This is a genomic window from Variovorax sp. DAIF25, from assembly GCF_050711835.1.
In the GTDB taxonomy this organism is placed as follows: Bacteria; Pseudomonadota; Gammaproteobacteria; order Burkholderiales; family Burkholderiaceae_C; genus Variovorax.
In genome coordinates this window covers 947927-972960 of the sequence record NZ_CP136636.1, presented here as the reverse complement: position 1 = coordinate 972960, position 25034 = coordinate 947927, and the positions used below count along the sequence as shown (strand labels likewise).

At 70.6% G+C, this 25034-nt stretch carries 16 protein-coding genes and 1 tRNA gene; 13 read left to right on the top strand and 4 right to left on the bottom strand.

The genetic code is table 11. From position 1 onward, the window contains the following. The first annotated feature begins 99 nt into the window (after positions 1-99). From glgB to R0232_RS04355, 9 genes are all read left to right on the top strand, one after another. Complete coding sequence (gene glgB / locus R0232_RS04395; RefSeq protein ID WP_431511345.1) at positions 100-2007, top strand: 1,4-alpha-glucan branching protein GlgB; 1908 nt, start codon at positions 100-102, stop codon at positions 2005-2007. Further along, positions 2004-4211, top strand: a complete 2208-nt coding sequence (locus R0232_RS04390; protein WP_431511344.1) for an alpha-1,4-glucan--maltose-1-phosphate maltosyltransferase — start codon at positions 2004-2006, stop codon at positions 4209-4211. The genes glgB and R0232_RS04390 overlap by 4 nt, the downstream gene beginning before the upstream one ends. An 11-nt stretch (positions 4212-4222) precedes the next feature. Next, the gene (treS, locus tag R0232_RS04385) at positions 4223-7561 is read left to right on the top strand and encodes a maltose alpha-D-glucosyltransferase (RefSeq protein ID WP_431511343.1); all 3339 of its coding nucleotides are present in this window, start codon (positions 4223-4225) and stop codon (positions 7559-7561) included. 30 nt (positions 7562-7591) lie between these two features. After that, positions 7592-8452, top strand: a complete 861-nt coding sequence (locus tag R0232_RS04380; RefSeq protein WP_431511342.1) for a mechanosensitive ion channel family protein — start codon at positions 7592-7594, stop codon at positions 8450-8452. A gap of 70 nt (positions 8453-8522) precedes the next feature. Beyond that, complete coding sequence (gene glgX / locus R0232_RS04375; RefSeq protein ID WP_431511341.1) at positions 8523-10667, top strand: glycogen debranching protein GlgX; 2145 nt, start codon at positions 8523-8525, stop codon at positions 10665-10667. Continuing rightward, complete coding sequence (treZ, locus tag R0232_RS04370; RefSeq protein ID WP_431511340.1) at positions 10664-12538, top strand: malto-oligosyltrehalose trehalohydrolase; 1875 nt, start codon at positions 10664-10666, stop codon at positions 12536-12538. Before glgX ends, treZ begins: the two co-directional genes overlap by 4 nt. Continuing rightward, on the top strand, positions 12528-17678 hold the full coding sequence (locus R0232_RS04365; protein ID WP_431511339.1) for a malto-oligosyltrehalose synthase: 5151 nt from the start codon (positions 12528-12530) through the stop codon (positions 17676-17678). The genes treZ and R0232_RS04365 overlap by 11 nt, the downstream gene beginning before the upstream one ends. A gap of 103 nt (positions 17679-17781) precedes the next feature. Then, on the top strand, positions 17782-18249 hold the full coding sequence (locus R0232_RS04360) for a response regulator (protein ID WP_431511338.1): 468 nt from the start codon (positions 17782-17784) through the stop codon (positions 18247-18249). A 125-nt stretch (positions 18250-18374) separates the two neighbouring features. Further along, positions 18375-19355, top strand: coding sequence for a ferritin-like domain-containing protein (locus R0232_RS04355; RefSeq protein ID WP_431511337.1), 981 nt, complete (start codon positions 18375-18377; stop codon positions 19353-19355). A gap of 65 nt (positions 19356-19420) precedes the next feature. Here the strand turns inward: R0232_RS04355 and R0232_RS04350 are convergent, their stop codons facing one another. Next, entirely contained in the window at positions 19421-19861 is a 441-nt protein-coding gene (locus tag R0232_RS04350) for a hypothetical protein (protein ID WP_057593223.1), read from the bottom strand. A gap of 238 nt (positions 19862-20099) precedes the next feature. On the opposite strand from R0232_RS04350, the gene R0232_RS04345 reads away from it, so the two are divergent. From R0232_RS04345 to R0232_RS04335, 3 genes are all read left to right on the top strand, one after another. Continuing rightward, the gene (locus R0232_RS04345; protein ID WP_431511336.1) at positions 20100-20576 is read left to right on the top strand and encodes a MarR family winged helix-turn-helix transcriptional regulator; all 477 of its coding nucleotides are present in this window, start codon (positions 20100-20102) and stop codon (positions 20574-20576) included. 131 nt (positions 20577-20707) lie between these two features. After that, positions 20708-21688, top strand: coding sequence for an alpha/beta fold hydrolase (locus tag R0232_RS04340; protein WP_431511335.1), 981 nt, complete (start codon positions 20708-20710; stop codon positions 21686-21688). Between the two features lie 89 nt (positions 21689-21777). Beyond that, on the top strand, positions 21778-22206 hold the full coding sequence (locus R0232_RS04335) for a DUF1810 domain-containing protein (RefSeq protein ID WP_431511334.1): 429 nt from the start codon (positions 21778-21780) through the stop codon (positions 22204-22206). 1 nt (position 22207) lies between these two features. Here R0232_RS04335 and chrA read toward each other — a convergent pair whose 3' ends face one another. Continuing rightward, positions 22208-23470 (bottom strand): chromate efflux transporter, encoded by a 1263-nt coding sequence (gene chrA, locus R0232_RS04330; protein ID WP_431511333.1) that lies wholly within the window; start codon positions 23468-23470, stop codon positions 22208-22210. A gap of 260 nt (positions 23471-23730) precedes the next feature. On the opposite strand from chrA, the gene R0232_RS04325 reads away from it, so the two are divergent. Then, entirely contained in the window at positions 23731-24021 is a 291-nt protein-coding gene (locus R0232_RS04325; protein WP_431511332.1) for a hypothetical protein, read from the top strand. An 84-nt stretch (positions 24022-24105) separates the two neighbouring features. Here R0232_RS04325 and R0232_RS04320 read toward each other — a convergent pair. Together R0232_RS04320 and R0232_RS04315 are read right to left on the bottom strand one after the other, a co-directional pair. Further along, a tRNA-Phe gene (locus R0232_RS04320) sits at positions 24106-24181 on the bottom strand. Positions 24182-24262: 81 nt separating this feature from the next. Then, positions 24263-24964 (bottom strand): response regulator, encoded by a 702-nt coding sequence (locus R0232_RS04315; protein WP_057596622.1) that lies wholly within the window; start codon positions 24962-24964, stop codon positions 24263-24265. Between the last annotated feature and the right edge of the window lie 70 nt (positions 24965-25034).

Below are 25034 nucleotides of genomic sequence, written 5' to 3'. Positions count from 1 at the left end.
GCGCGCTTCGGGGGAAATGGATTTCTCCCCGCCTTACCGGTCTTCGGCGATGGACCCGCGAAGAGGTCCGCGCCCGGGACACCGTTCCAAGGAATCACCGTGCTTGCTGTCCACCCCCCCGCTGTCTTCGATGACACCGACGCCTATCTTTTTCGCGAAGGAACCCACGCGCGCCTGTTCGACAAGCTCGGCTGCCATCCGCACGAGGACGGCGGCGCCGACTTCGCCGTGTGGGCGCCCAATGCCGAGTCGGTCTCGGTGGTGGGCGACTGGAACGGCTGGAACGGCGAGGCCGATCCGCTGAGCCCCGTGCCCGGCGACAGCGGCGTGTGGCGCGGCCATGTCGACGAAGTGCGGCCGGGCCAGACCTACAAGTACCGCATCCGCTCGCGCCTGCGCGGCCATGTCGAGGACAAGGCCGATCCCTTCGCCTTCTCGTCGGAACTCGCGCCGGCCACCGCCTCGCGCGTGCACCGCCTCGGCGAGGGCCACGACTGGGCCGACGGCGACTGGATGGCGACGCGCCATGCGCGCAACGCGCTCGATGCGCCGATGGCGATGTACGAGGTGCACCTGGGCTCGTGGCGGCGCGAGGACGGCCAGTTCATGGGCTACCGCGCGCTGGCCCATGCGCTGGCCGACTACGTGAACGACATGGGCTTCACGCACGTGGAGCTGATGCCCGTGACCGAGCATCCGTTCTACGGTTCCTGGGGCTACCAGACCACGGGCTACTTCGCGCCGACCGCGCGCTACGGCACGCCCGAGGACTTCATGTACTTCGTCGACCACCTGCACCAGCGCGGCATCGGCGTGCTGCTGGACTGGGTGCCCTCGCACTTCCCGACCGACGCGCACGGCCTCGCCTTCTTCGACGGCACGCACCTGTTCGAGCACGCCGATCCGCGCCAGGGCTTCCATCCCGAATGGAACTCGGCGATCTTCAACTACGGCCGGCCCGAGGTGCGCAGCTTCCTGGTGTCCTCGGCGCTGTTCTGGCTCGACAAGTACCACATCGACGGCCTGCGCGTGGACGCGGTGGCCTCGATGCTCTACCTCGACTACGCGCGCGGCCCGGGCGGCTGGGTGCCCAACCGCCACGGCGGGCGCGAGAACCTCGAGGCCATCGAGTTCCTGCAAACGCTCAACCGCGCGGTCTACCGCGACCATCCCGACACCTTCACCGTGGCCGAGGAATCGACCGCCTGGCCGCGCGTGTCGCGCCCGATCGAGATGGACGGGCTGGGCTTCGGCCTCAAGTGGAACATGGGCTGGATGCACGACACGCTGGACTACATGCGCCACGACCCGGTGCATCGCCGCCACCACCACCACGCGCTGACCTTCTCGCTGGTCTATGCCTTCCACGAGAACTTCGTGCTGCCGCTCTCGCACGACGAGGTGGTGCACGGCAAGGGTTCGCTGATCAACAAGATGCCGGGCGACGACTGGCAGCAGTTCGCCAACCTGCGCGCGCTGCTGGCCTTCATGTGGGCGCACCCGGGCAAGAAGCTGCTGTTCATGGGCGCCGAGTTTGGCCAGCGCCGCGAATGGACGCACGACGGCGAGCTCGAGTGGTGGGTCTGCGGCCTGCCGGCGCATGCCGGCCTGCAACGCATGGTGCGCCAGCTCAACCGCGTCTACCGCGAGCAGCCGGCGCTGCACAGCCAGGACTTCACGCCCGCGGGCTTCGAATGGATCGAGGCCGACGATGCCGAGCGCAGCGTGTTCGTGTTCCTGCGCAAGCCCGCGCACGACGGCCCGCCGGTGCTGGTGGCCGTGAACATGACGCCGGTGCCGCGCACCGACCTGCTGGTCGGCGTGCCGTACGGCGGCATCTGGCGCGAGGTGCTCAACACCGACGCCACCGAGTTCGGCGGCGCGGGCTGGGGCAACTTCGGCGAGGTCGAGGCATCGCCCGTGCGTGCGCACGGCCGGCGCCACTCGCTGAGCCTCACGCTGCCGCCGCTGTCCACCGTGATCCTGCAATCCGAGGGCCAACGATGAAGCGTGAAACCACCCCGATCGGCGCCAAGGCGCCCAAGGGCAAGACCCAGACCGCGAGCGAAAGCACTTCCCTCCCCCGCACCGAGACCAAGGCCCCCGCGCGCAAGCGTTCGCTGCCGCCGCCCGAGCCGCCGCTGAGCTTCGCGCCGGCAACCGTCGCGCCCGATGCACCCGCCCCCGCCGATGGCTCCGACGGCCGCATCCGCGCGGTGATCGGCGCGGTGCTGCCCTCGGTCGACGAAGGCCGTTTCCCGGTCAAGGCCATCGTGGGCCAGCGCACGACGATCACGGCGCACTGCTTCACCGACGGCCACGACGTGCTGCGCGTGATGCTGCGCTGGCGCCCCGAAGCTCGCGGCGAGGGGCGCGACGAGGTGCGCGAGCTGCCGATGCGCGCGCTCGGCAACGACGTCTGGGAGGCCGCGTTCGCGCCGCCCGCGATCGGGCGCTACCTCTACAGCGTGAGCGCCTGGGTCGATTCCTTCGAGTCGTGGCGCCACGAGATGGCGCGCCGCGTGGGCGAGGACATCCGCATCGCGGCGCTGGCCGCGGCCAAGGACATCGTGGCGGCCGCGGGCCGCGCCGACGGCGCCGACCGCGAGGCGCTCGCGCGCTGGGGCGAGGAACTCGCGCGCGCCGCGGCCGATGGCGCGACCGAGCTGCGCGCGGTGCAGGCACTCGCGCTCGACGCGACGCTGGCCGAGGTGGCGCGCCGCCATCCCGACCGCAGCCTCGCCGTGACCTCGGCCGAGCTGCCGCTGTGGGCGCAGCGCGCGCGCGCGGGCTTCAGCACCTGGTACGAGCTCTTTCCGCGCTCGGCCTCGCTCGAGCCCGGCCGCCACGGCACCTTCCGCGACGTCGAGACGCGGCTGCCAGCGATCGCCGCGATGGGCTTCGACGTGCTCTACATGCCGCCGATCCATCCGATCGGCCGCGAGCAGCGCAAGGGCCCGAACAACACGCTGGTGGCCGGCCCCGACGACGTGGGCAGCCCCTGGGCCATCGGCGCGAAGGAAGGCGGGCACAAATCGATCCTGCCCGCGCTCGGCACGCCCGAGGACTTCCGTCACCTGGTGCAGGCCGCGAACGCGCAGGGCATCGAGATCGCGCTCGACATCGCCTTCCAGTGCGCGCCCGACCATCCCTACGTGAAGGAACACCCCGAGTGGTTCCGCCGTCGGCCCGACGGCAGCGTGCAGTACGCGGAGAACCCGCCGAAGAAGTACCAGGACATCTATCCCTTCCACTTCGAGAGCGAGGACTGGCGCGCGCTGTGGGCCGAGCTCAAGAGCGTGCTCGACCACTGGATCGGCGAGGGCGTGCGCATCTTCCGCGTCGACAACCCGCACACCAAGTCCTTCGCTTTCTGGCAGTGGGCGATCGGCGCGGTCAACCGCGAGCACCCCGAGGTGATCTTCCTGGCCGAGGCCTTCACGCGGCCGAAGGTGATGCACCGGCTCGCGAAGCTGGGCTTCACGCAGTCCTACACCTACTTCACCTGGCGCACCGGCAAGGCCGAGCTGGTCGAGTACTTCACCGAGCTGTCGAGCGGCCCGGGCGCCGACTACTTCCGTCCCAACGCCTGGCCCAACACGCCCGACATCCTGCACGAGCAGCTGCAGGCCGGCGACGCGCCGACCTACATGGCGCGGCTGGTGCTCGCGGCCACACTCGCGGGCAGCTACGGCATCTACGGGCCGGCCTACGAGCTGCGCGAGCACCGCCCGCGCGAGCATGGCAGCGAGGAGTACCTCGACTCCGAGAAGTACCAGCTGCGGCACTGGAACCACGACGATCCCGAGAGCCTCGCGCCCTTCATCGCGCGCGTGAACCGCATCCGCCACGACAACCCCGCGCTGCAGACGCACCGCGGCGTGCGCTTCCTTCCGGTCGAGAACGACATGCTGCTGGCCTATGCGCGCGAGTCCGTGCCCGACAACGACGAAGCCGAGGCCAACGTGGTGATCGTCGCGGTCAACCTCGATCCGCACCAGGCGCAGTCAGGCTGGATCCACCTCGACCCGGCCAGCATCGGCGTCGGTCCCGACGAGGACTTCCAGGTGCACGACCTGCTCACCAACCAACGCTACACCTGGCGCGGCCATCACCACTACGTGAAGCTCGATCCGCACAGCGTGCCTGCCCACATCCTCGTGGTGCGCCGGCGTGTGCGCAGCGAGCGCGATTTCGATTACTTCCTCTGAGGGAGAGAGCGATGAATGCACCCGTTTCGCGCATCGCGCTGGAAACCGTCGAGATCGACAACAGCGACGATCCGCTGTGGTACCGCGATGCGGTGATCTACCAGCTCAACGTCAAGGCCTTCTTCGACACCAACAACGACGGCGTCGGCGACTTCAAGGGCGTGACCGCGAAGCTCGACTACGTGAAGGAGCTGGGCGTCAACACGATCTGGCTGATGCCCTTCTATCCCTCGCCGCTGCGCGACGACGGCTACGACATCTCGGCCTACGAGGACGTGAACCCGCAGTACGGCACGCTCGACGACTTCCGCGAGATGCTCGACGAGGCGCACAAGCGCGGGCTGCGCGTGATCACCGAGCTGGTCATCAACCACACCTCGAGCGAGCACCCGTGGTTCCAGGCCGCGCGCAAGGCGCCGCCGGGCTCGCCCGAGCGCGACTTCTACGTCTGGAGCGACACCGACCAGCTCTACCAGGGCACGCGGATCATCTTCACCGACACCGAGACCTCGAACTGGTCGTGGGACCCGGTGGCCAAGGCCTACTACTGGCACCGCTTCTTCAGCCACCAGCCCGACCTGAACTTCGACAACCCGGCGGTGCTCGAGGCGGTGCTCAAGGTCATGCGCTTCTGGCTCGACATGGGCGTGGACGGCTTCCGGCTCGACGCGATCCCCTACCTGGTGGAGCGCGACGGCACCAGCAACGAGAACCTGCCCGAGACGCACGCGGTCATCAAGAAGCTGCGCGCGGCGATCGACGCCGAGTACAAGAACCGCTTCCTGCTGGCCGAGGCCAACATGTGGCCCGAGGACGTGCGCGAGTACTTCGGCGACGGCGACGAGTGCCACATGGCCTACCACTTCCCGCTGATGCCGCGCATGTACATGGCGATCGCGCAGGAGGACCGGCACCCGGTGGTCGAGATCCTTCAGCAGACGCCCGACATCCCCGAGGGCTGCCAGTGGGCGATCTTCCTGCGCAACCACGACGAGCTCACGCTCGAGATGGTGACCAGCAAGGAGCGCGACTACATGTACAACATGTACGCGGCCGACCAGCGCGCGCGCATCAACCTCGGCATCCGCCGGCGGCTGGCGCCGCTGATGGAGAACGACCTCGACCGCGTGAAGCTCATGAACGGCATGCTGCTGTCGATGCCGGGCTCGCCGATCATCTACTACGGCGACGAGATCGGCATGGGCGACAACGTGTTCGTGGGCGACCGCAACGGCGTGCGCACGCCGATGCAGTGGAGCCCCGACCGCAACGCCGGCTTCTCGCGCGCCGACCCGCAGCGCCTGTACCTGCAGCCGATCATGGACGCCATGTTCGGCTACGAGGCGCTCAACGTGGAGGCGCAGGCGCGCGACGCGAGCTCGCTGCTGAACTGGACCCGCCGCATGCTCGCGGTGCGCAAGACCAGCCATGCCTTCGGGCGCGGCCGGCGGCGCTTCCTCAAGCCCGGCAATCGCAAGATCCTGGCCTACGTCAGCGAGTACGACGACGACATCATCCTGACGGTGTTCAACCTGTCGCGCGCGGCACAGCCGGTCGAGCTCGACCTCGCGGCCTTCAAGGGCCGGGTGCCGGTGGAGATGCTCGGGCGCGCGCCCTTTCCGCCGATCGGCGAGCTGCCCTACCTGCTCACGCTGGCCTCGTACGGCTTCTACTGGTTCAAGCTCACGCTCGATGCCGAGATGCCGGTGTGGCACCAGGAGGGCGTGGCGCTGCAGGAGCAGCCGACACTGGTGCTGTTCGACGGCTGGGACAGCTTCTTCCGCGAGCGCGTGATGCCGTGGCGCATCGGCATGGCCGAGCGCATGCGCACGCAGTTCGAGACCGACACGCTGCCGCGCCACATCGAGATCCAGCGCTGGTATGCCTCCAAGGGCGAGACCATCGAGCGCGCGCGGCTGGCCGACCATGCGGTGTGGGAGGACGGCGCCGACCGCTACCTGCTGCCGCTGTTCGACCTCGAGGGCCCGCGCGAGAGCGCCACCTACTTCATGCCGCTGACCCTGGCCTGGGAGGAACGCGAGGAGGAACGCATGAACCGCCTGGCGCAGGCCGGCCTCGCGAAGGTGCGCCAGCAGGCCCAGGTGGGACTGATGGGCGACGCCTTCTACGACGAGCCCTTCTGCCGCGCACTGGTGCGCACCATCGCGCAAGGGCTGGAGCTGCCGACGGCCGCGGGCCGGCTGCACTTCCGTCCCACGGCGGCGTTCGCGAAGCTGGGCCTCGACATCGATGCACTGCCGGTGGGCCGGCCGAGCGCGCAGAGCAGCAACACGGTGGTGACGCTCAACGACACGCTGTTCCTCAAGGGCTACCGCCGGGTGCGCTGGGGCATCAACCCCGAGCTCGAGATGGGCCGCTTCCTGACCGACGTGGTGCAGTACGCCAACTGCGTGCCGGTGCTCGGCGCGCTCGAGTACGTGGGCAACGACGGCCGGGTGATGGCGCTCGCGATGGTGCAGTCGTACATGGCGAACCAGGGCGACGGCTGGACCTTCACGCGCGACTACGTCGAACGCTACCTCGAGGAGCTGCGCACCGCGCCGGCCGACGCGCTGGCGCCGGCCGATGCGCACGGCGGCTTCGTGGCGCTGGCCGCGACGCTGGGCCAGCGCACCGCCGAGCTGCACCTCGCGCTGGCGCGCCGCACCGGCGACCCGGCCTTCGATCCCGAGCCCACGAGCGCTGCCGATGCCACGGCGCTGCAGACGCATGCGCAGGCCGAGGTCGACACCACGCTGGCGCTGCTGCAGCAGCGGCTGGGCCAGCTGAGCGACCCGGTGCGCGAGCAGGCGCAGCAGCTGCTGAGCCTGCGCGAGGCGCTGCACGCGGCGGTGGCCGCCAGCGTGCCCGCGCAGGGCGGCGGCCTCAAGACCCGCTACCACGGCGACTACCACCTGGGCCAGGTGCTGGTGAGCGGCAACGACTTCGTGATCATCGATTTCGAGGGCGAGCCCGCGCGCGACTTCGAGGAGCGCCGCGCCAAGGCCTCGCCGCTGCGCGACGTGGCGGGCATGCTGCGCTCGTTCAACTACGCGCGCTGGACCGCGCTGCGGCGCGTGGCGCAGAACGCCGAGGAGGCGGCGCGCCTCGATGCCGCGGTGCGCGACTGGGAGCGCGTGACGCGCGACGCCTTCCTCTCGGCCTACACCGGCACGCTGGCCGGCGCGGCCGAGGCGGTGCCGGCCGATGCCGGGCTGCTGCGCCTGTTCGAGATCGAGAAGGCGCTCTACGAGCTGCGCTACGAGCTCAACAACCGCAACGACTGGGTCGAGGTGCCGCTGCACGGCCTGCTCGCCCTCGTTGCGCCGAACCATTCCACCGCGCGCTGACGCGACGGTCCACAGAAGGAGGAACTCATCATGGACAACTTCGGCTTCCACCTGGAACCCCTGCGCGCGATCCTCTACCAGATCGGCGCCTACCTGCCGCGGCTGCTGGTCGCGCTGGTGGTCGTGTTCGCGGGCTGGCTGATCGCCAAGGTGGTGCGCTTCGCGGTCATCAAGGCGCTGCGCGCGTTCAACTTCAACGTGCTGACCGAGCGCTCGGGGCTGGACAACTTCTGGCACCAGGGCGGGCTCACGAGCGACACCTCGGCCATCATCGGCGTGCTGTTCTACTGGCTCGTGATCCTGGCCGCGCTGCTGATCGCCTTCAACGGGCTGGGGCTGAGCTACATCGCCGACCTGCTGGGGCGCGCGGTCTGGTTCGTGCCCAACATCTTCATCGCGCTGCTGGTGCTGGCCTTCGGCGCCTACTTCGCGCGCTTCGTCGGCGGCGCCGTGCAGACCTACTGCCGCAACGCCGGCATGCAGGACGGCCAACTGCTGGGCAAGGCCGCGCAGTACGCGGTAATGGTGTTCGTGGTGCTGATCGCGCTCGACCAGGTGAAGGTGGGCGGCGACATCGTGCGCGAGACCTTCCTCGTGATGCTCGCCGGCATCGTTCTTGCTCTTGCACTGGCCTTCGGCCTCGCGGGCAAGGACTGGGCGGCCGAGCGCATCGAGCACTGGTGGCCGCGCGAACGCCCGCGCGGTTCTGGCGTGCCGGCGCGCACGCCGGTGACGCCGACCACGCCGGTCACGCCCGTCACACCGACAACGCCTGCCGCCACCGGCACCGAAAGCGCCCCGGCACCCGCCGTGCGCCAGCCCGTGGCACCACGCAGCGACCACGCGCCGGGCCCGTACGACAGCGGCGAGCGCTGGCCGCCACCGCGCTGAACGCGGCCATCGGCACTTCGACCTTTTTCGTGTTTCCCGACCCCGACCGATTCCTCGCATTGACCCATTCATGAAGAAGGCCACCTACAGCCCCATCTCCGCCGTCTGGCCCGGCGAGCCCTACCCGCGCGGCGCGACCTGGGACGGCCAGGGCGTGAACTTCGCGCTGTTCACGCAGCATGCGCACAAGGTCGAGCTGTGCCTGTTCGACGAGAGCGGCCGGCGCGAGCTGCAGCGCATCGAGCTGCGCGACCGCACCGACGACGTGTGGCACTGCTACCTGCCCGAGGCGCGCCCCGGCCTGGCCTACGGCTACCGCGTGCACGGCCCCTACAAGCCCGAGGAGGGCCACCGCTTCAATCCGCACAAGCTGCTGGTCGACCCCTACGCCAAGGACCTCGTCGGTTCGCTGCGCTGGGGCGACGCGCTCTACGGCTACACCGTGGGCGGCCGGCGCGAGGACCTGTCCTTCGACCGCCGCGACAGCGCGCCGCTGATGCCCAAGAGCCGCGTGCTCGAGACCGCCTTCACCTGGGGCGAGGACCGCCGGCCGTCGATCCCCTGGCAGGACATGGTGATCTACGAGCTGCACGTGCGCGGCTTCACGATGCAGCATCCCGAGGTGCCGCCGCAGCTGCGCGGCACCTACGCGGGCCTGGGCTGCGCGCCGGTGATCGACCACCTGCGCCGCCTGGGCGTGACCACGGTCGAGCTGCTGCCGGTGCACGGCTTCCTCAACGACCGCCACCTGGCAGAGCGCGGCCTGCAGAACTACTGGGGCTACAACACGCTGACCTACTTCGCGCCCGAGATGCGCTACAGCGCCTCGGGCAAGGTGAAGGAATTCAAGACGCTGGTGAAGACGCTGCACTCGGCCGGCATCGAGGTGATCCTCGACGTGGTCTACAACCACAGCTGCGAGGGCAACCAGCTCGGGCCCACGCTGTCGATGCGCGGCGTGGACAACGCCTCCTACTACATCCTCAACGGCGACCAGCGCCGCTACTACGACGACTTCACGGGCTGCGGCAACACCGTCAACCTCGAGCATCCGCGCGCGCTGCAACTGGTGATGGACTCGCTGCGCTACTGGGTCGAGGAGATGCACGTCGACGGCTTCCGCTTCGACCTGGCCTCGGCGCTGGCGCGCGAGTCGGGCCGGGTCGAGAACCTCGGCGGCTTCTTCGACGCGATCCGCCAGGACCCGACCCTGAGCCGCGTGAAGCTGATCGCCGAGCCCTGGGACCTGGGCCACGGCGGCTACCAGGTCGGCAACTTCCCGCTCGGCTGGGCCGAGTGGAACGACCGCTACCGCGACGGCATGCGCGGCTTCTGGAAGGGCGACGCAGGCGTCACCGGCGAGATGGCGCAGCGCCTCACGGGCTCGCAGGACCTCTACGGCTGGTCGGGCAAGCGGCCGTTCGCGAGCATCAACTTCGTGACCGCACACGACGGCTTCAACCTCGAGGACCTGGTCTCCTACAACGACAAGCACAACGAGGCCAACGGCGAGGACAACCGCGACGGCAGCAACCACAACGTGTCGTGGAACTGCGGCGCCGAGGGCGCGACCGACGATGCCGAGGTGAACGCGCTGCGCGCGCGGCAGAAGCGCAACCTGCTGGCCACCCTGCTGCTGTCGCAGGGCGTGCCGATGCTGCTGGCGGGCGACGAGCGCGGCCACAGCCAGAACGGCAACAACAACGCCTACTGCCAGGACAACGCGCTGAGCTGGATCGACTGGAGCGACACGCCCGAGCGCAGCGCGCTCACGCGCTTCGTGCAGCGCGCCATCGCGCTGCGGCGCCGGCATCCGGCGTTCCGCCGCCGCAGCTTCTTCGAGGGCCGCGTGCCCGAGGGGCAGTCGGCCAAGGACATCTGCTGGCTGCGCCCCGACGGCGACGAGATGAGCTCCGAGGACTGGAACACCGACCACGTGCGCTGCCTCGCGGCGCTGGTCTCGGGCAGCGCCCTGCCCGACCGCGGGCCGCGCGGCGAGATGCTGCGCGACGACGACTTCCTGCTGCTGCTCAACGCGCACCACGACGCGATCCCGTTCCAGCTGCCGCCGAGCGCGGCGCCCTGGCGCGTGCTGCTCGACACCACCAAGGACGATGGCGCCGGCGAGGCGGGCAAGCTGGAGGGCGCGGCCTATGCGCTGCCGAGTCGCTCGCTGGTGCTGCTGGGCCGAGAGAACACGGGAGCTTCCGAATGAACGATGCCATCCTCACGCAGCCGCGCATACACGCGATGCCCTTCGGCGCCTTGCCGAATTCCGCCGGCGGCGTCGACTTCCGCTTCTGGGCGCCCGATGCTCCGCAGGTGCAGCTCGAGCTCGGCGCCGAGTCGCATGCCATGGCGCGCGATGCCGAGGGCTGGCACCGGCTGCGGCTTGCGCAGGCGCGCGCCGGCGACCGCTACCGCTTCCGCATGCCCGACGGGCTGCAGGTGCCCGACCCGGCCTCGCGCTTCAATCCCGAGGACGTGCACGGCCCGAGCGAGGTGATCGACCCGGCCGCCTACGCCTGGCGCGACGGCGGCTGGCGCGGCCGGCCCTGGTCCGAGGCCGTGATCTACGAACTGCACGTGGGCAGCTTCACGCCCGAAGGCACGTTCGACGCCACGCGCGCGCGGCTGCCCGAACTCGCGGCGCTCGGCATCACGGCCATCGAGCTGATGCCGCTGGCGGACTTCCCGGGCCGGCGCGGCTGGGGCTACGACGGCGTGCTGCCCTTCGCGCCCGATGCCATCTACGGCCGGCCCGAGGCGCTCAAGGCGCTGATCGACGAGGCCCACGCGCTCGGCATGATGGTGCTGGTCGACGTGGTCTACAACCACTTCGGGCCCGAAGGCAACTACCTGCATGCCTGCTGCCCGCAGTTCTTCAACGACGCGCACCGCACGCCCTGGGGCGCCGCGATCAACTACGACGGGCCCGGCAGCGCGACCGTGCGCGACTTCTTCATCCACAACGCGCTCTACTGGGTCGAGGAGTTCCATGCCGACGGCCTGCGCATGGACGCGGTGCATGCGATCCGCGACGACTCGCCGGTGGGCATCGTGCAGGCCATCTGCGATGCGCTGCGCGAAGGCCCGGGCCGCACGCGCGAAGTGCACGTGGTGCTCGAGGAAGACCGCAACCTCGCGCACCTGCTCGAGCGCGACGCGCAGGGCCGTCCGCGCATCGCTACCGCGCAATGGAACGACGACCTGCACCATGCGGCGCACGTGCTGCTGACCGGCGAGCGCGACGGCTACTACGCCGACTATGCGCAGCAGCCGCTCGAACTGTTCGCGCGCGCGCTGGCCGAGGGCTTCGTCTACCAGGGCCAGGCCTCGGTGTTCCGCGAGGGCGAGACGCGCGGCGAGCCGAGCGCCAGCCTGCCCTCGGGCGCCTTCGTGTCCTACCTGCAGACGCACGACCAGGTCGGCAACCGCGCCTTCGGCGAACGCATCGACGCGCTGGCCGACCCGGTGCTGGTGCGCGCCGCGCGCGCCTGCCTGCTGCTGTCGCCGCACACGCCGATGCTGTTCATGGGCGAGGAATACGCGGCCGCCACGCCCTTCCCCTACTTCTGCGACTTCGGGCCCGAGCTCGCGGCCGCGGTGTCGCAGGGCCGGCGCGACGAGTTCGGCCGCTTCGCCGCCTTCGCCGACGAGGCCGCGCGCGCGGCGATCCCCGACTGCAACGCGCCCGAGAGCTTCGCGCTCGCCAAGCTCGACTGGAGCGAGCGCGAGCGCTCGCCGCACCGCGAGAACCTCGAGGGCGTGCGGCAGCTGCTGCAGCTGCGCCGCGAGCGGCTGGTGCCGCACTTCGGCGGCCGCCAGCACGGCGGCGACTACGACGTCGAGGACGACCTGCTGCGCGTGCGCTGGACGCTGTCGGACGGCGCGGTGCTGCACCTGCTGGCCTGCTTCGGCGAGCATCAACATGCGGTCGACGCACCGCCGGGCGAGACGCTGCATTCGGTCGGCGCGCTCGGCGAGGCGGTGGATGCCACGAGCGCACCCGACGAACATCCGCAACGGCTGCGCCTCGCGCGCGGCGCGGTGCATCTGAGCCTGCAGGTGTCCGATGTCGAGTGAATCCCGCGAGCTCCCCACGATCGAGGCGCTGTGCGCGCGCTTCGGCATCGACACCCGCTACCACGACGTCTTCGGCCACGAGCACCAGGCGCCGCGCGCCACCCTGCGCGCGCTGTTGTCGGCCTTCGGCGTGGTTTGGCGCGGCGAGGACGACGACACGCCGGCCGCAGTGCCGCCCGAGGCCGGTGCCGTGCTGCCCGCGGTGCACGTGGTGCGCGCCGAGCAGGCGCCGTGGTCGCTGGCGCTCGATCCGGCCGTCCTGCCGCCCTCGGCCGATGGCCGTCACCTTTGGCACCTGCGCGACGAATACGGCGAGCCCAGCACGGGCGATGCGCGGATCGAGGCCGATGGCACGCTGAGCTTCGACGTCGAGCTGCAGCCCGGCTACCACCGCCTGTCGATCGAGGGCGCCGAGGGCGAGACCCTGCTGATCGCGACACCGGGGCGCTGCTACCGCCCGCCCTCGCTCGCGCCGGAAGGCGGCGGCCGCGCCTGGGGTCTCGCGGTGCAACTGCCGGCGCTGCGCTCGCGGCGCAACTGGGGCATCGGCGACTTCGGCGATCTCTCGGAACTGGCCGCGCGCATGGCGCCGCTGGGCGTGGATGCGATCGGCCTCAATCCACTGCATGCGCTGTTCGCCCACAACCCGCTGCATGCGAGCCCCTACAGCCCGTCGACGCGGCAACAGATCGACGCGCTCTACATCGCGGTGGAAGCGGTGCCCGACTTCGCCGAGTGCGAGGAGGCGCGGCGCATGGTCGCCGAGCCCGCGTTCCAGACCCGGCTGAAGGCGCTGCGCGCCGCGCCGCTGGTCGACCGCGCGGGCGTGGCGCAGGCCAAGCACGAGGTGCTGCGCTGCCTGTTCGCGCACTTCGAACGCGCGCACCTGGGCCCCGACACCGAGCCCGGCAGCGACCGCGCGCGCATCTTCCGCTCCTTCGTGGCCGATCGCGGCGAGGCGCTGCACCGCCATGCGCTGTTCGAGGCGCTGCAGGCGCATTTCCATGCCGCCGATGCCTCGGTGCATGGCTGGACCGGCTGGCCCGAGGCCTACCGCGACCCGGCCTCGGAGGCGGTGGCGCAGTTCGAGCGCACGCATGCGAGCGAGCTGCACTTCCACCAGTACCTGCAGTGGCTGGCCTCGATGCAGCTGGCGGAAGCCGGGGCGCGCTGCCGCGCGCTCGGCATGCGCGTGGGCCTGTACCTCGACCTCGCGATCTCGGTCGACCGCGCGGGCTCGGACGCCTGGGGCGGCCAGTCGGTGTTCGCGCTCGGCGCGAGCGTGGGCGCGCCGCCCGACGAGTTCAATCCCCAGGGCCAGGGCTGGGGCCTGCCGCCGCTGCGCGCCGACCGGCTGCGCACGAGCGGCTACCGGCTGTTCGCCGACACGCTGCGCGCCAACATGCGCCATGGCGGCGCGCTGCGCATCGACCACGTGATGGGACTGATGCGGCTGTTCTGGATTCCCGAGGGCAGCTCGCCGCGCGATGGCGCCTACGTGCAGTACCCGCTCGAGGAGATGCTCGCGATCCTCACGCTCGAGAGCCACCGCCACCGCTGCATGGTGATCGGAGAGGACCTGGGCACGGTGGCGCCGCGCGTGCGCGAGGCGCTGGCGCAGGCCGACGTGCTGTCGTACCGCGTGCTCGTCTTCGAGACGCGCGGCAGCGAGTTCCTGGCGCCCGGCGACTACCCGGGCGCGGCGCTCGCGACCTTCGGCACGCATGACCTCGCGACCCTGGCCGGCTGGTGGTCGGGCCACGACCTGCGGCTGCGCGCGCAGCTCGGGCTGTTCCCCTCGCAGGAGCTGTTCGAAAAGCAGCAGGCCGACCGCGCGGCACAGCGCGTGGGCCTCCTGCGCGCGCTGCACCGGCAGGGCCTGCTGTCGGCCGAGCAGATGGCCGCGGCCGCCACGGCCACGCAGCCCGATGCCGCGCTGACGGCCGCCGTGCATGCCTACATCGGCGCCACGCCCTGCACGCTCGCGATGGTGCAGCCCGAGGACCTGCTGGGCACGCTCGACCAGGCGAACCTGCCGGGCACCACCGACGAGCTGCAGCCCAACTGGCGGCGCAAGCTCGAGGCCGAGCTCGAGACCCTGGCCACGCGCGAGACGGTGCGCGCGGTGGCGGCGCGGCTGGCCGTCGAACGGCCGCGTGCGAGCCCCACGCAGGACACCGGGCAGCGCGTGCCCGCGGCGCGCATTCCGCGCGCCACCTACCGGCTGCAGCTGCACCGCGACTTCGGCTTCGATGCCGCGGCGGCGATCGTGCCCTACCTCGCGCGGCTGGGCATCAGCCATGTCTACTGCTCGCCGATCCAGCGCGCGCGCGCCGGCAGCATGCACGGCTACGACGTGGTCGCGCACGACCAGATCAATCCCGAGCTCGGCGGGGCCGAGGGCTTCGAGCGCTTCACGCGCACCTTGCATGCGCAGGGCCTGGGGCTGCTGCTCGACATGGTGCCCAACCACATGGGCGTGTTCGGCGCCGACAACGGCTGGTGGATGGACGTGCTCGAGCACGGGCCGGCCTCGGTCTATGCGCAGCACTTCGACATCGACTGGGAGCCGCTGAACCCGGAGCTGCGCGGCAAGGTGCTGCTGCCGGTGCTCGGCGTGCCCTATGGCGAGGCGCTCGCCGAGGGCGCGCTGGTGCTGCACTTCGAGCGCGGCGAGGGCACGGCGCGCGGCGAGGCCGGCTTCGCGCTGCGCTACTACGAGCACCGCTTCCCGATCGCGCCGCGCAGCCATGCCACGGTGCTGGCGCGCGCCGCCGAACAACTCGCGGAAGGACCGCGCGCGCGGCTGCTGGCGCTGGCCGAGGCCTGGACGCAGTGGCCGGTGCACGACGCCAGCGCCGACGACGCGCCCGCGGCCGATTCGGCCGTGCGCGAGGCGCGCTCGCGCGAGCATGCGCTGCTGAAGGCGCGGCTGGGCGAGCTCGCCGATGCGCATGCCGAGGTGGCGCAGGCGCTGGCGCAGGCCACGGCAGCCTTCAACGACGGCGCCGCGCGCGATGCGCTGCATGCGCTGATCGAGGCCCAGCACTGGCGCCTGACCTACTGGCGCGTGGCGGCCGACGAGATCAACTACCGGCGCTTCTTCGACATCAACGACCTCGCGGCGCTGCGCATGGAGCGCGACGAGGTGTTCGAGGCCACGCAGTCGCTGGCGCTGGACCTCGCGGCGCAGGGCATCGTCGACGGGCTGCGCATCGACCATCCCGACGGCCTGCACGATCCGGCGCGCTACTTCCGCCAGTTGCAGGAAGGCTATGCGCGCCGCGCCGGCCTGCCGCTGGCCGGCGACGATGCACAGGGCCGCCCGGCGCGGCCGCTGTACGTGGTGGCCGAGAAGATCGTGGCGCGCGGCGAGGAGGTGCCCGAGGACTGGCACGTGCACGGCACCACCGGCTACCGCTTCGCGAACGTGGCCAACGGCGTGCTGATCGACACCGCTGCCGCGGGACGCTTCGCGGTGCTGTGGCATCGCTTCACCGGATCGCCCGCGCACTTCGAGGCCCATGTGCGCGACGGCAAGGCGGCCGTGATGCGCCATGCGCTGGCCTCGGAGCTCTCGGTGCTGTCGAACGCGCTGCTGCGCATCGCGCGCGCCGACCGCGACACGCGCGACCACACGCTCAACACGCTGCGCCGCGCGCTCGCGGCGGTGGTGGCCTGCCTGCCGGTCTACCGCAGCTACATCGTCGACGTGCCCTCGGCGCAGGACCGCCGCTTCATCGACGAAGCGGTGGGCGCGGCCGAGCGGCACTTCGGCGACGGCGACACCTCGGTCTACGCGTTCCTGCGCCAGACCCTGAGCGGCGAGGCGGTGCCCACGGCCGGCCCCGCGCTGCGCGACCGGGTGCGGCGCTTCGCGGTGCGCTTCCAGCAGTTCAGCGCGCCGGTGGCGGCCAAGGGCGTGGAGGACACGGCCTTCTACCGCTACTTTCCGCTCGCCGCGCTCAACGAGGTGGGCGGCGATCCCGACGTGTTCGGCGTCGACGTGGAGGACTTCCACGCGGCGAGCGCCGACCGCGCCGCGCGCTGGCCGCACACCATGCTCGCGACCTCGACGCACGACAACAAGCGCTCGGAGGACGTTCGCACGCGCATCGACGTGCTGTCGGAGATCCCGCGCGAATGGCGCGCCGCGTTGATGCGCTGGCGCCGGCTGCAGCAGCCGCTGCGCGAGCGCATGGCCGCCGAGGGCGCGCCGGCCGATGCGCCCTCGGGCGCCGACCTCTACCTGCTGTGCCAGACGCTGGTCGGCACGCTGCCCGCCGAAGGGCTCGAAGGCGAGGCGCTGGCCGACTACAGCGAACGCATCGTGCAGTACATGCACAAGGCCGCGCGCGAAGCCAAGCTGCGCACCGCGTGGACCCGGCCCGACGCGGGCTACGAGGACGCGCTGCGGCGCTTCGTGGAACTGACGCTCGATGCGGCGCAACCGGCCGCGTGGTGGACGGACCTGCGGGCCTTCGCGTCGCGCATCGCGCTGTTCGGCGCCTGGAACAGCCTCTCGCTGACGCTGCTGAAATTCGCCTCGCCCGGCGTGCCCGACGTCTACCAGGGCACCGAGCTGATGCCGCTGACGCTGGTGGACCCCGACAACCGGCGGGCCGTGGACTATGCGTGCCGCGAAGACCTGCTCGAGGACTTCGAGCAGCGCGCGGCGGGCGCGCGCTCCGCCGAGAGCGTGGAGGCGTTCGCGCGCGCGCCGCACGACGGCCGCGCCAAGCTCTGGTTCGCCTGGCGGCTGCTGGCGCTACGCCGCGCGCAGGATGCGTTCTTTCGCGATGCCGGCTACCGCGGGTTGCGCGTCGAAGGACCGCTCGCGCGGCACGTGGTCGCGTTCGAGCGGCGCCACGAGGGACGCACGCTGGTGGTGGTGGCCGCGCGCTTCTTCGCGGGGCTGTGCGGCGGCATGGCGGACGAGGCCGCGCCGGAGCTGCCGGTGGGCGAGGCCTGGCGCGGCACGCGGGTGTGGCTGTCCGATGAAGGCGCGGCCGATGCGGGCGCGGGCTTCACCGAGCTGCTGACCGATGCGCCGTTCGAGTCGGGCGTCGAAATCGACCTTGCGCTGCTGTTCGCACGCATGCCGTGGGCCGCGCTGTGGCGCGGCGCGCCGGGCGACTGAGCCGCGCACGGCGGCGCGGTCCTACGCGCTGTCGCGACGAAGGGCGCCTCGTTGGGCGGCGGCGCGGCCGCACAGTGCCAGCACACCGCTCCACGCCCCTGCCATGCCCACCGCATCCGCCACGTCCCGCCTCGCGCGCTCGCCCCGAGGCCCGCTCTCCATCTTCATGGTGGAGGACGAGCCGCTGGTGCAGGACAGCCTGCGCGTGGTGCTCGGCGGCTTCCTCGGTGCCGAGGTGGTGGGTTCGGCGAACAGCGAGACCGAGGCGATCTCGTGGCTGCAGGCGCACGACGATGCCTGGCGGCTCGCGGTGGTGGACCTGTTCCTGCAGCAGGGCACCGGCCTGGGCGTGCTGTCGTGGCTCGCGCCGATGAAGAACGGCCGCACGGTGATCGCGCTGACCAACGCGGCCACGCGCGCGAACCGCGCGCAGTGCCTGCAGCTCGGCGCCGACGCGGTGTTCGACAAGTCCGAAGAGATCAACGAGTTCCTGAGCTTCTGCGAGAGCGCGTCGATGGGCTCGCCGGTGGCGCAGCCCGCGGCCACGGCGCGCGCGACCGGCCGCGCCTGAGCGGCGCGCGCCATCGCCTACAGCGATGCAGGCGGCGCACCGACGATGCGCGGCCGGTGCGGTCCCAGGATGAAGTTTCTTTCCCTACTTCATCCACCGACCTCACTCACCGAAAGGAGTCAGACATGGCCAAGGAAAAGCATCTGCTCGACACCAACACCAACCTGCACCGCGACCCGATCACCGGCGAGCCCGGCTCGCACCCGGTGGGCACCGGCGTCGGCGCCACGGGCGGCGCGCTCGCGGGCGCGGCGGTCGGCGCAGTCGGCGGCCCCGCGGGCGCGGCGGCCGGCCTGATCGCGGGCGCCGTGCTCGGCGGCATGGGCGGCAAGGCCGTCGCGGAACGCGTGAACCCGAGCGTGGAACGCGCGCACTGGGCCTCGGCCTATGAACGCGAGCCCTACTACGAAGCCGGCCGCAGCTACGACGACTACGCACCGGCCTACGAACTGGGCTGGAGCGGACGCGCCGCGGGCCATGACGAGTTCGCGTCCGTCGAGCCCTCGCTCGCGCGCGAATGGGAAGCGCGCCGCGGTGCTTCGACGCTCGACTGGACGCGCGCCCGGCCCGCGTCGCAGGCCGCCTGGGAGCGTGCCGATCGTCTCTACTACAGCGACGAGGACAGCGCGATTCCCGCGGTGGACGGCCCGCCGCTGGCCAACGACGACGTGGTCGACGTGATCAACGACCTGCTCGAGACCAGCCGCGATGGCGAGTACGGCTTCCGTGTCTGCGCCGAGGAGATCGATGACGCGCAGCTCAAGCGCGTGTTCGCGGCGCGCGCCGTTGAATGCGCCGACGCGGCGGCGCAGTTGGTGCGCGTCGTGGAGTCCTATGGCGGCCAGCCGGCCGCGGGCGGCACGGCCAGCGGCGCCATGCATCGCGGCTGGGTGCATGTGAAGGGCGCGGTCGGCGCCAACAGCAAGCTGTCGATCCTCGAGGAATGCGAGCGCGGCGAGGACACGGCCGTGGCGCGCTACCGCAAGGCGCTCAAGCAGATGCTGCCGGCCGGCGTGCGCGAGATCGTCGCGGCGCAGGCACGCGGAGCGCAGCGCAACCATGACCAGATCCGCGACCTGCGCAACGCGGAGCGCGCGGCGCGTTGATCGCGGCGTCATGAACGAGAAAGAGCCCGGCATGCCGGGCTCTTTTTTTGGGGGCCGCGCGGCGATTACTTGCAGTTGAGCTTCATCGCCTCGATGCGCCCGCCGAAGCCGAGCCGGCTGATCAGCCCGCCTTCGCGGCTGTTGGCCGGGAAGCTCACGGTGCGGTCGCGGAACATCGCGTGCTGGTAGACCTCGAGCGTGGCGCGCGGGCCCACGGTCACGCTGTCGATGTCGCGCTGCAGCTGCCGCGCCGTGCCCTTGTCGAGGCTCTGCAGGGTGGCGGGGCCGACCAGCGTCACGACGTCGCCCTGGAAGTCGCGCTTCGAATAGAACTGGGCCCAGCAGCCGGAGCCGTGCGCCGGGTCCTCGACGCGCAGCGGCACGAGCAGCACGGTGGGCTCGGCCTGGTTGTCGACGGCCGAGACCTTGGGCGTGCCGGTGGAACAGGCGCCGAGCGCGAGCGCGGCGGCGAGGCCCAGGGGCCAGAGGGTGCGAGAAGTCTTCATGATGGATGCAAAGGCTGGGATCGGGGAATGGCGCCGGCGGGCGGATCGAGGATCCGCCTGGCTCGAAGGAGGCCGAAGGCCTGCGCCGCGAAGCTTCAAGATAGCGGCCGAATGGCGCGATGCCGTAGGAGAAAGGCGCGCGGCGCCGTCGCAGGCGGGCGTGCCTGTTCGTGGACCGCATCGCACCCGCCAAATAAAGCGCTTGCAATTGAATCGCATGCGATCTAATATCCGGCCCATGCCAGCCAAGAAAGCCGCCTCCGCCCAGCCTGTCGCCTCCAGCGCCGACCGGCTCACGCTGGACGAGCAGCTGTGCTTCTCCGTCTACTCGACCATGTTGAGCCTCAACAAGGTCTACCGCGGCCTGCTGCGCGATCTCGACCTCACCTACCTGCAGTACCTCGTGATGCTGGTGCTGTGGGAGCGCGACGGCCTCAACGTGTCCGAGATCTGCACACGCCTCTCGCTCGAGACCACCACGCTCACGCCCCTGCTCAAGCGGCTCGAGGCCCGCGGCCTCATCGTGCGGGCACGCTCGGCACTCGACGAGCGCCAGGTCATCGTGTCGCTCACGGCCGAGGGGCGCGCGCTGCGCACCAAGGCCAAGGCCATCCCGGCCTGCGTCGCGCAGGCGATGGAGCTGTCGGGCGACGAGATCGACGGCCTGCGCGAACAACTGCAGACGCTGCGCGCCAGCCTCGACAGGAACGCATGACCACTCCGCTCCCTCGCGAGGCAGTCCTTGCCGGCTGCCTTTTTTCAAGGCATTTATATCGCATGCGATATTCATTCATACGCTAGTTCTCCCGTCCACCGTTCCCTCCCCTCCAGCCAAAGGAAATCACCATGTCCTCGAACCAGACCACCTCTTCTTCCACCACGCGCCGCAGCCTGCTGACCGGCAGTGCCGCCACGCTCGCGACCGGCGCCCTCGTCGGCGCGGGCCTCTCGCGCAACGCCGAGGCCGCGCCCGCGCGCGCGGCCAAGGGCCAGCGCAGTTCGGGCAACACCATCGTCACCAAGGACGGCACGCAGCTCTACTTCAAGGACTGGGGCAGCGGGCAGCCCGTGGTCTTCAGCCATGGCTGGCCGCTGAATTCCGACAGCTGGGAATCGCAGATGCTGTTCCTCGCCTCGCAGGGCTTCCGCGCCGTCGCGCACGACCGCCGCGGCCATGGCCGCTCGAGCCAGCCGTGGAACGGCAACGACATGGACACCTACGCCGACGACCTCGCCACCGTCATCGAGACGCTGGACCTGAAGAACGTGGTGCTGGTCGGCTTCTCGACCGGTGGCGGCGAAGTCGCGCGCTACATCGGCCGCCATGGCACGAAGCGCGTGGCCAAGGCCGCGCTGATCTCGGCCGTGCCGCCGCTGATGCTCAAGACGGCCGCCAACCCCGGCGGCCTGCCGATCGAGGTGTTCGACGGCCTGCGCGCGGCGCAGCTTGCGAACCGCTCGCAGTTCTACAAGGACGTGCCCTCGGGTCCCTTCTTCGGCTTCAACCGGCCCGGTGCCAAGCCCTCGCAGGGCCTGATCGATTCGTGGTGGGCGCAGGGCATGCAAGGGGGCCACAAGAACACCTACGACTCGATCAAGGCCTTCTCGGAAACCGACTTCACCGAGGACCTGAAGAAGTTCGACGTGCCCACGCTGATCGTGCACGGCGACGACGACCAGATCGTGCCGATCGGCGCCGCCGGCCTGGCCTCGGCCAAGCTCGTGAAGAACAACAAGCTGATCGTCTATCCCGGCGCGCCGCACGGCCTGACCGACACGCACAAGGATCGCTTCAACGCGGACCTGCTCGCGTTCATCAAGTCCTGAGCGGGGCATCCGGCGCGCGGGCTTGACGCGCGCGCCGGGCTTGCGTCTGATGCGGGCATGCACGCGCCGCATCCACCAAGGATCTCGAGATGGCATCGACCCCCTGGGACCTCGAACGCTTCGTGAGCGCGCAGGACCCGGTGTACGCCGAGGTCTGCGCCGAACTCGCCGCGGGGCGCAAGCGCAGCCACTGGATCTGGTTCGTGTTTCCGCAGCTCGCGGCGCTGGGACGCAGCTCGACGGCGCGCTTCTTCGGGCTCGAGGGCGTAGCTGAAGCTGCGGCCTATTGGGCGCATCCGGTGCTCTCGCAGCGACTGCGGCAGTGCACGCAGCTCGTGCTCGACGTGCAGGGCAAGAGCGCGCACCAGATCTTCGGCTCGCCCGACGATCTGAAGCTGTGTTCGTGCATGACGCTGTTCGAGGTCGTCGCGCGCGACGAGCCGGTCTTCGGCGAGGTGCTCGCGCGCTACTACGGCGGGGAGCGCGACGAAGCGACGCTCGCGCTGCTCGGCGCCTGATTCAGAGCGCCATCAACCCGCCGGCGACAGCCGCCAGCGCGACCACCAGCACCGGCGACATGCGCGCCCAGACCAGCAGCCCGAAGGCCGCGAGCGCCAATCCGAAATCGGCGCGCGTGTGGATGGCGCTGGTCCACACCGGGTCGTAGAGCGCCGCCACCAGCACGCCGACCACGGCCGCGTTGACGCCGGCCATCGCGCGCTGCACGCCCTCGCGCTGGCGCAGCGTCTCCCAGAACGGCAGCGCACCCGCCACCAGCAGGAACGCGGGCAAAAAGATCGCGAGCAGCAAGGCCAGTCCACCGAGCCAGCCACCGAAGGGGCCGGGCATGACGGCGCCCAGGAATGCGGCGAAGGTGAACAAGGGCCCCGGCACCGCCTGCGCGGCGCCGTAGCCCGCGAGAAAGACATCGTTCGACACCAGCCCGCTCGGCACCACCCCGGCCTGCAGCAGAGGGAGCACGACGTGCCCGCCGCCGAACACCAGAGCACCGGCCCGGTAGAAGTCGGCAACGACGGCAAGCCCTGGCGAGTGCCATGCGGCGGCCACGAAGGGCAGCGCCACGAGCAGCACGACGAACAGCCCGAGCAGCACGGCGCCGGTCGTCTTGCCCACGCCGTAGTCGCGATGCCGAGCCGCGGGCAGAGGGACCAGCTGTAGCGCCCATCGACCCACCACGCCACCCGCGACGATGGCCGCGATCTGCCCCCATGCCGAAGGCACCGCGAGCACCAGCAGCGCCGCGACGATCGCGACACCCGCGCGCAAGCGATCGGGACACAAGGTCCTGGCCATGCCCCAGACCGCCTGCGCGACCACGGCCACCGCGACCACCTTCAGCCCATGCACGGCGCCCGACTGCGAGAGCGCGGACCACTGCGTGACGCCGGCCGCGAACAGCACGAGCGCCACGGCCGAAGGCAGCGTGAACCCGATCCACGCCGCGATCGCCCCACCCCAGCCCGCGCGCCCCAGCCCGAGCGCGATGCCCACCTGGCTGCTCGCGGGCCCGGGCAGGAACTGGCACAGCGCCACCAGGTCCGAGTAGCTCCTGTCGTCGAGCCAGCCGCGGCGCTCGACGAAGGCCGCGCGGAAGTAGCCGAGATGCGCCACCGGGCCGCCGAAGGAAGTCAGGCCGAGCTGGAGGAAGGCGAGAAAGACCTCGAGCACCGAGCCGCGTGCGCGGGCGGTGTCGTGGCCTTCATCGGCGGAAGGGCCTTCATCGGCGGAAGGGCCTGGATCGGATTGCTGCTGCGGGTTCATGGGGCGGCGCGGCAGTATCGGTCACGCCCATGAAAGTTCGACCGGCCCCGCATCGACAAGATGTCTCCCAGATCGATCGCCAGAATCCATCCGCCCACCTCTCCTCCTCCCTCGGGTGGGCTTCCTCCCTGGTCCCATGCGAGTACGGACCATTCGGCCCGCCTCGTGCGGGCTTTTTTTCGGTCCGCGTTCCACCGCCCTTGTCAGACGTCAATGCGCGCGCGACAACGCCAACCGAATTCCGTAGGCAAAATCCAGGCATGCGAAACGTAGAGGGACTGTCAGACCGCGAACTCGAGGAGCAGGCACGCGTCTGGCGCAAACGCGCGCTCGAGGGCGAGCTGCACGCCAGGGGCACGGCCCATCTGCTCGAGGCCGAGGCCCGGCGCCGCGTCGGCCTCGCGCGCTTCGATCCCGATGCCCTCGACCTGCGCTCGCTCGCGGATCGGCAGTTTCTGCCGCACCAGGGGCTGGGCGGCAGGCTGCTCAAGGCGGGCATGCTCGCCGCGGGGATCACGCTGATTCTGCTGCTGCTCGTGGCCTATCGCTGAGCGGGCCCGCTCCCGCTGGCGCACTCGAACCGACGCCCAAAGCAAAAGGCGCTGCAACTCGAAAAGTTGCAGCGCCTTGCAATTTGGTGGCCTGGGGCGGAATCGAACCACCGACACGCGGATTTTCAATCCGCTGCTCTACCAACTGAGCTACCGGGCCTGGGATGGCACCTCACCGAATCACCGGGAGAACCGGCTTTGAGGCCTGTTCAACCACCGTGCTGCGGTGTGGAGCCTGCGATTATACAGCGCTTCTGCGGCCTCGCGAAAGATCCACACCAAGTTGTTTGAGCTTTCGGTACAGATGGGTGCGCTCGAGGCCGGTCTTTTCGGCCACGCGGGTCATCGAACCGTTCTCCATCGCGAGGTGGAACTCGAAGTAGGCCTTCTCGAAACCGTCGCGCGCATCGCGCAGCGGACGATCGAGATCGAAGCTCTGCGTGGACTGCGGGCCCTGGTCGGGCACGGGCACCGATGCGAGCGACGCCATCAGCAGGCTGTCGCCGGTGGTGGTGATGGCGCTCGGCTGGCCATGGCCGGTGGGCGTGGGCACGACACCGGCCGCGGCGCGGCGTGCGCTCTCGCGCGCGAGTCCCTGCTCGACGGCCTTCAGCAGCTTCTGCAGGGTGATGGGCTTTTCGAGAAACGCGAAGGCACCGATGCGCGTGGCATCGACGGCGGTGTCGATGGTGGCATGGCCGCTCATCATGATCACGGGCATCGTGAGCAGGCCCGCGGTGGACCACTCCTTGAGCAAGGTCACGCCATCGGTGTCGGGCATCCAGATGTCGAGCAGCACGAGATCGGGACGCGCACGCTGACGCGCGGCACGTGCCTCGGCCGCGTTCTCCGCGAGTTCGACGTTGTGGCCTTCGTCATTGAGAATTTCGAAGAGCAGGTCCCTGATGCCCAGCTCGTCATCGACCACGAGAATGTTTGCCATGAGTGCTGCTTGTTGTGTGCGCTGGTGTGTTGGTGCGACGGCCTCTTTCGGTCGCGCCGCGCGGCGGAAG

Coding starts and splice junctions, on each gene's coding strand:
- R0232_RS04390 (WP_431511344.1), top strand. CDS start 2,004: ATGAAGCGTGAAACCACCCCGATCGGCGCCAAGGCGCCCAAGGGCAAG.
- treS (WP_431511343.1), top strand. CDS start 4,223: ATGAATGCACCCGTTTCGCGCATCGCGCTGGAAACCGTCGAGATCGAC.
- R0232_RS04380 (WP_431511342.1), top strand. CDS start 7,592: ATGGACAACTTCGGCTTCCACCTGGAACCCCTGCGCGCGATCCTCTAC.
- glgX (WP_431511341.1), top strand. CDS start 8,523: ATGAAGAAGGCCACCTACAGCCCCATCTCCGCCGTCTGGCCCGGCGAG.
- treZ (WP_431511340.1), top strand. CDS start 10,664: ATGAACGATGCCATCCTCACGCAGCCGCGCATACACGCGATGCCCTTC.
- R0232_RS04365 (WP_431511339.1), top strand. CDS start 12,528: ATGTCGAGTGAATCCCGCGAGCTCCCCACGATCGAGGCGCTGTGCGCG.
- R0232_RS04360 (WP_431511338.1), top strand. CDS start 17,782: ATGCCCACCGCATCCGCCACGTCCCGCCTCGCGCGCTCGCCCCGAGGC.
- R0232_RS04355 (WP_431511337.1), top strand. CDS start 18,375: ATGGCCAAGGAAAAGCATCTGCTCGACACCAACACCAACCTGCACCGC.
- R0232_RS04350 (WP_057593223.1), bottom strand. CDS start 19,861: ATGAAGACTTCTCGCACCCTCTGGCCCCTGGGCCTCGCCGCCGCGCTC.
- R0232_RS04345 (WP_431511336.1), top strand. CDS start 20,100: ATGCCAGCCAAGAAAGCCGCCTCCGCCCAGCCTGTCGCCTCCAGCGCC.
- R0232_RS04340 (WP_431511335.1), top strand. CDS start 20,708: ATGTCCTCGAACCAGACCACCTCTTCTTCCACCACGCGCCGCAGCCTG.
- R0232_RS04335 (WP_431511334.1), top strand. CDS start 21,778: ATGGCATCGACCCCCTGGGACCTCGAACGCTTCGTGAGCGCGCAGGAC.
- chrA (WP_431511333.1), bottom strand. CDS start 23,470: ATGAACCCGCAGCAGCAATCCGATCCAGGCCCTTCCGCCGATGAAGGC.
- R0232_RS04325 (WP_431511332.1), top strand. CDS start 23,731: ATGCGAAACGTAGAGGGACTGTCAGACCGCGAACTCGAGGAGCAGGCA.
- R0232_RS04315 (WP_057596622.1), bottom strand. CDS start 24,964: ATGGCAAACATTCTCGTGGTCGATGACGAGCTGGGCATCAGGGACCTG.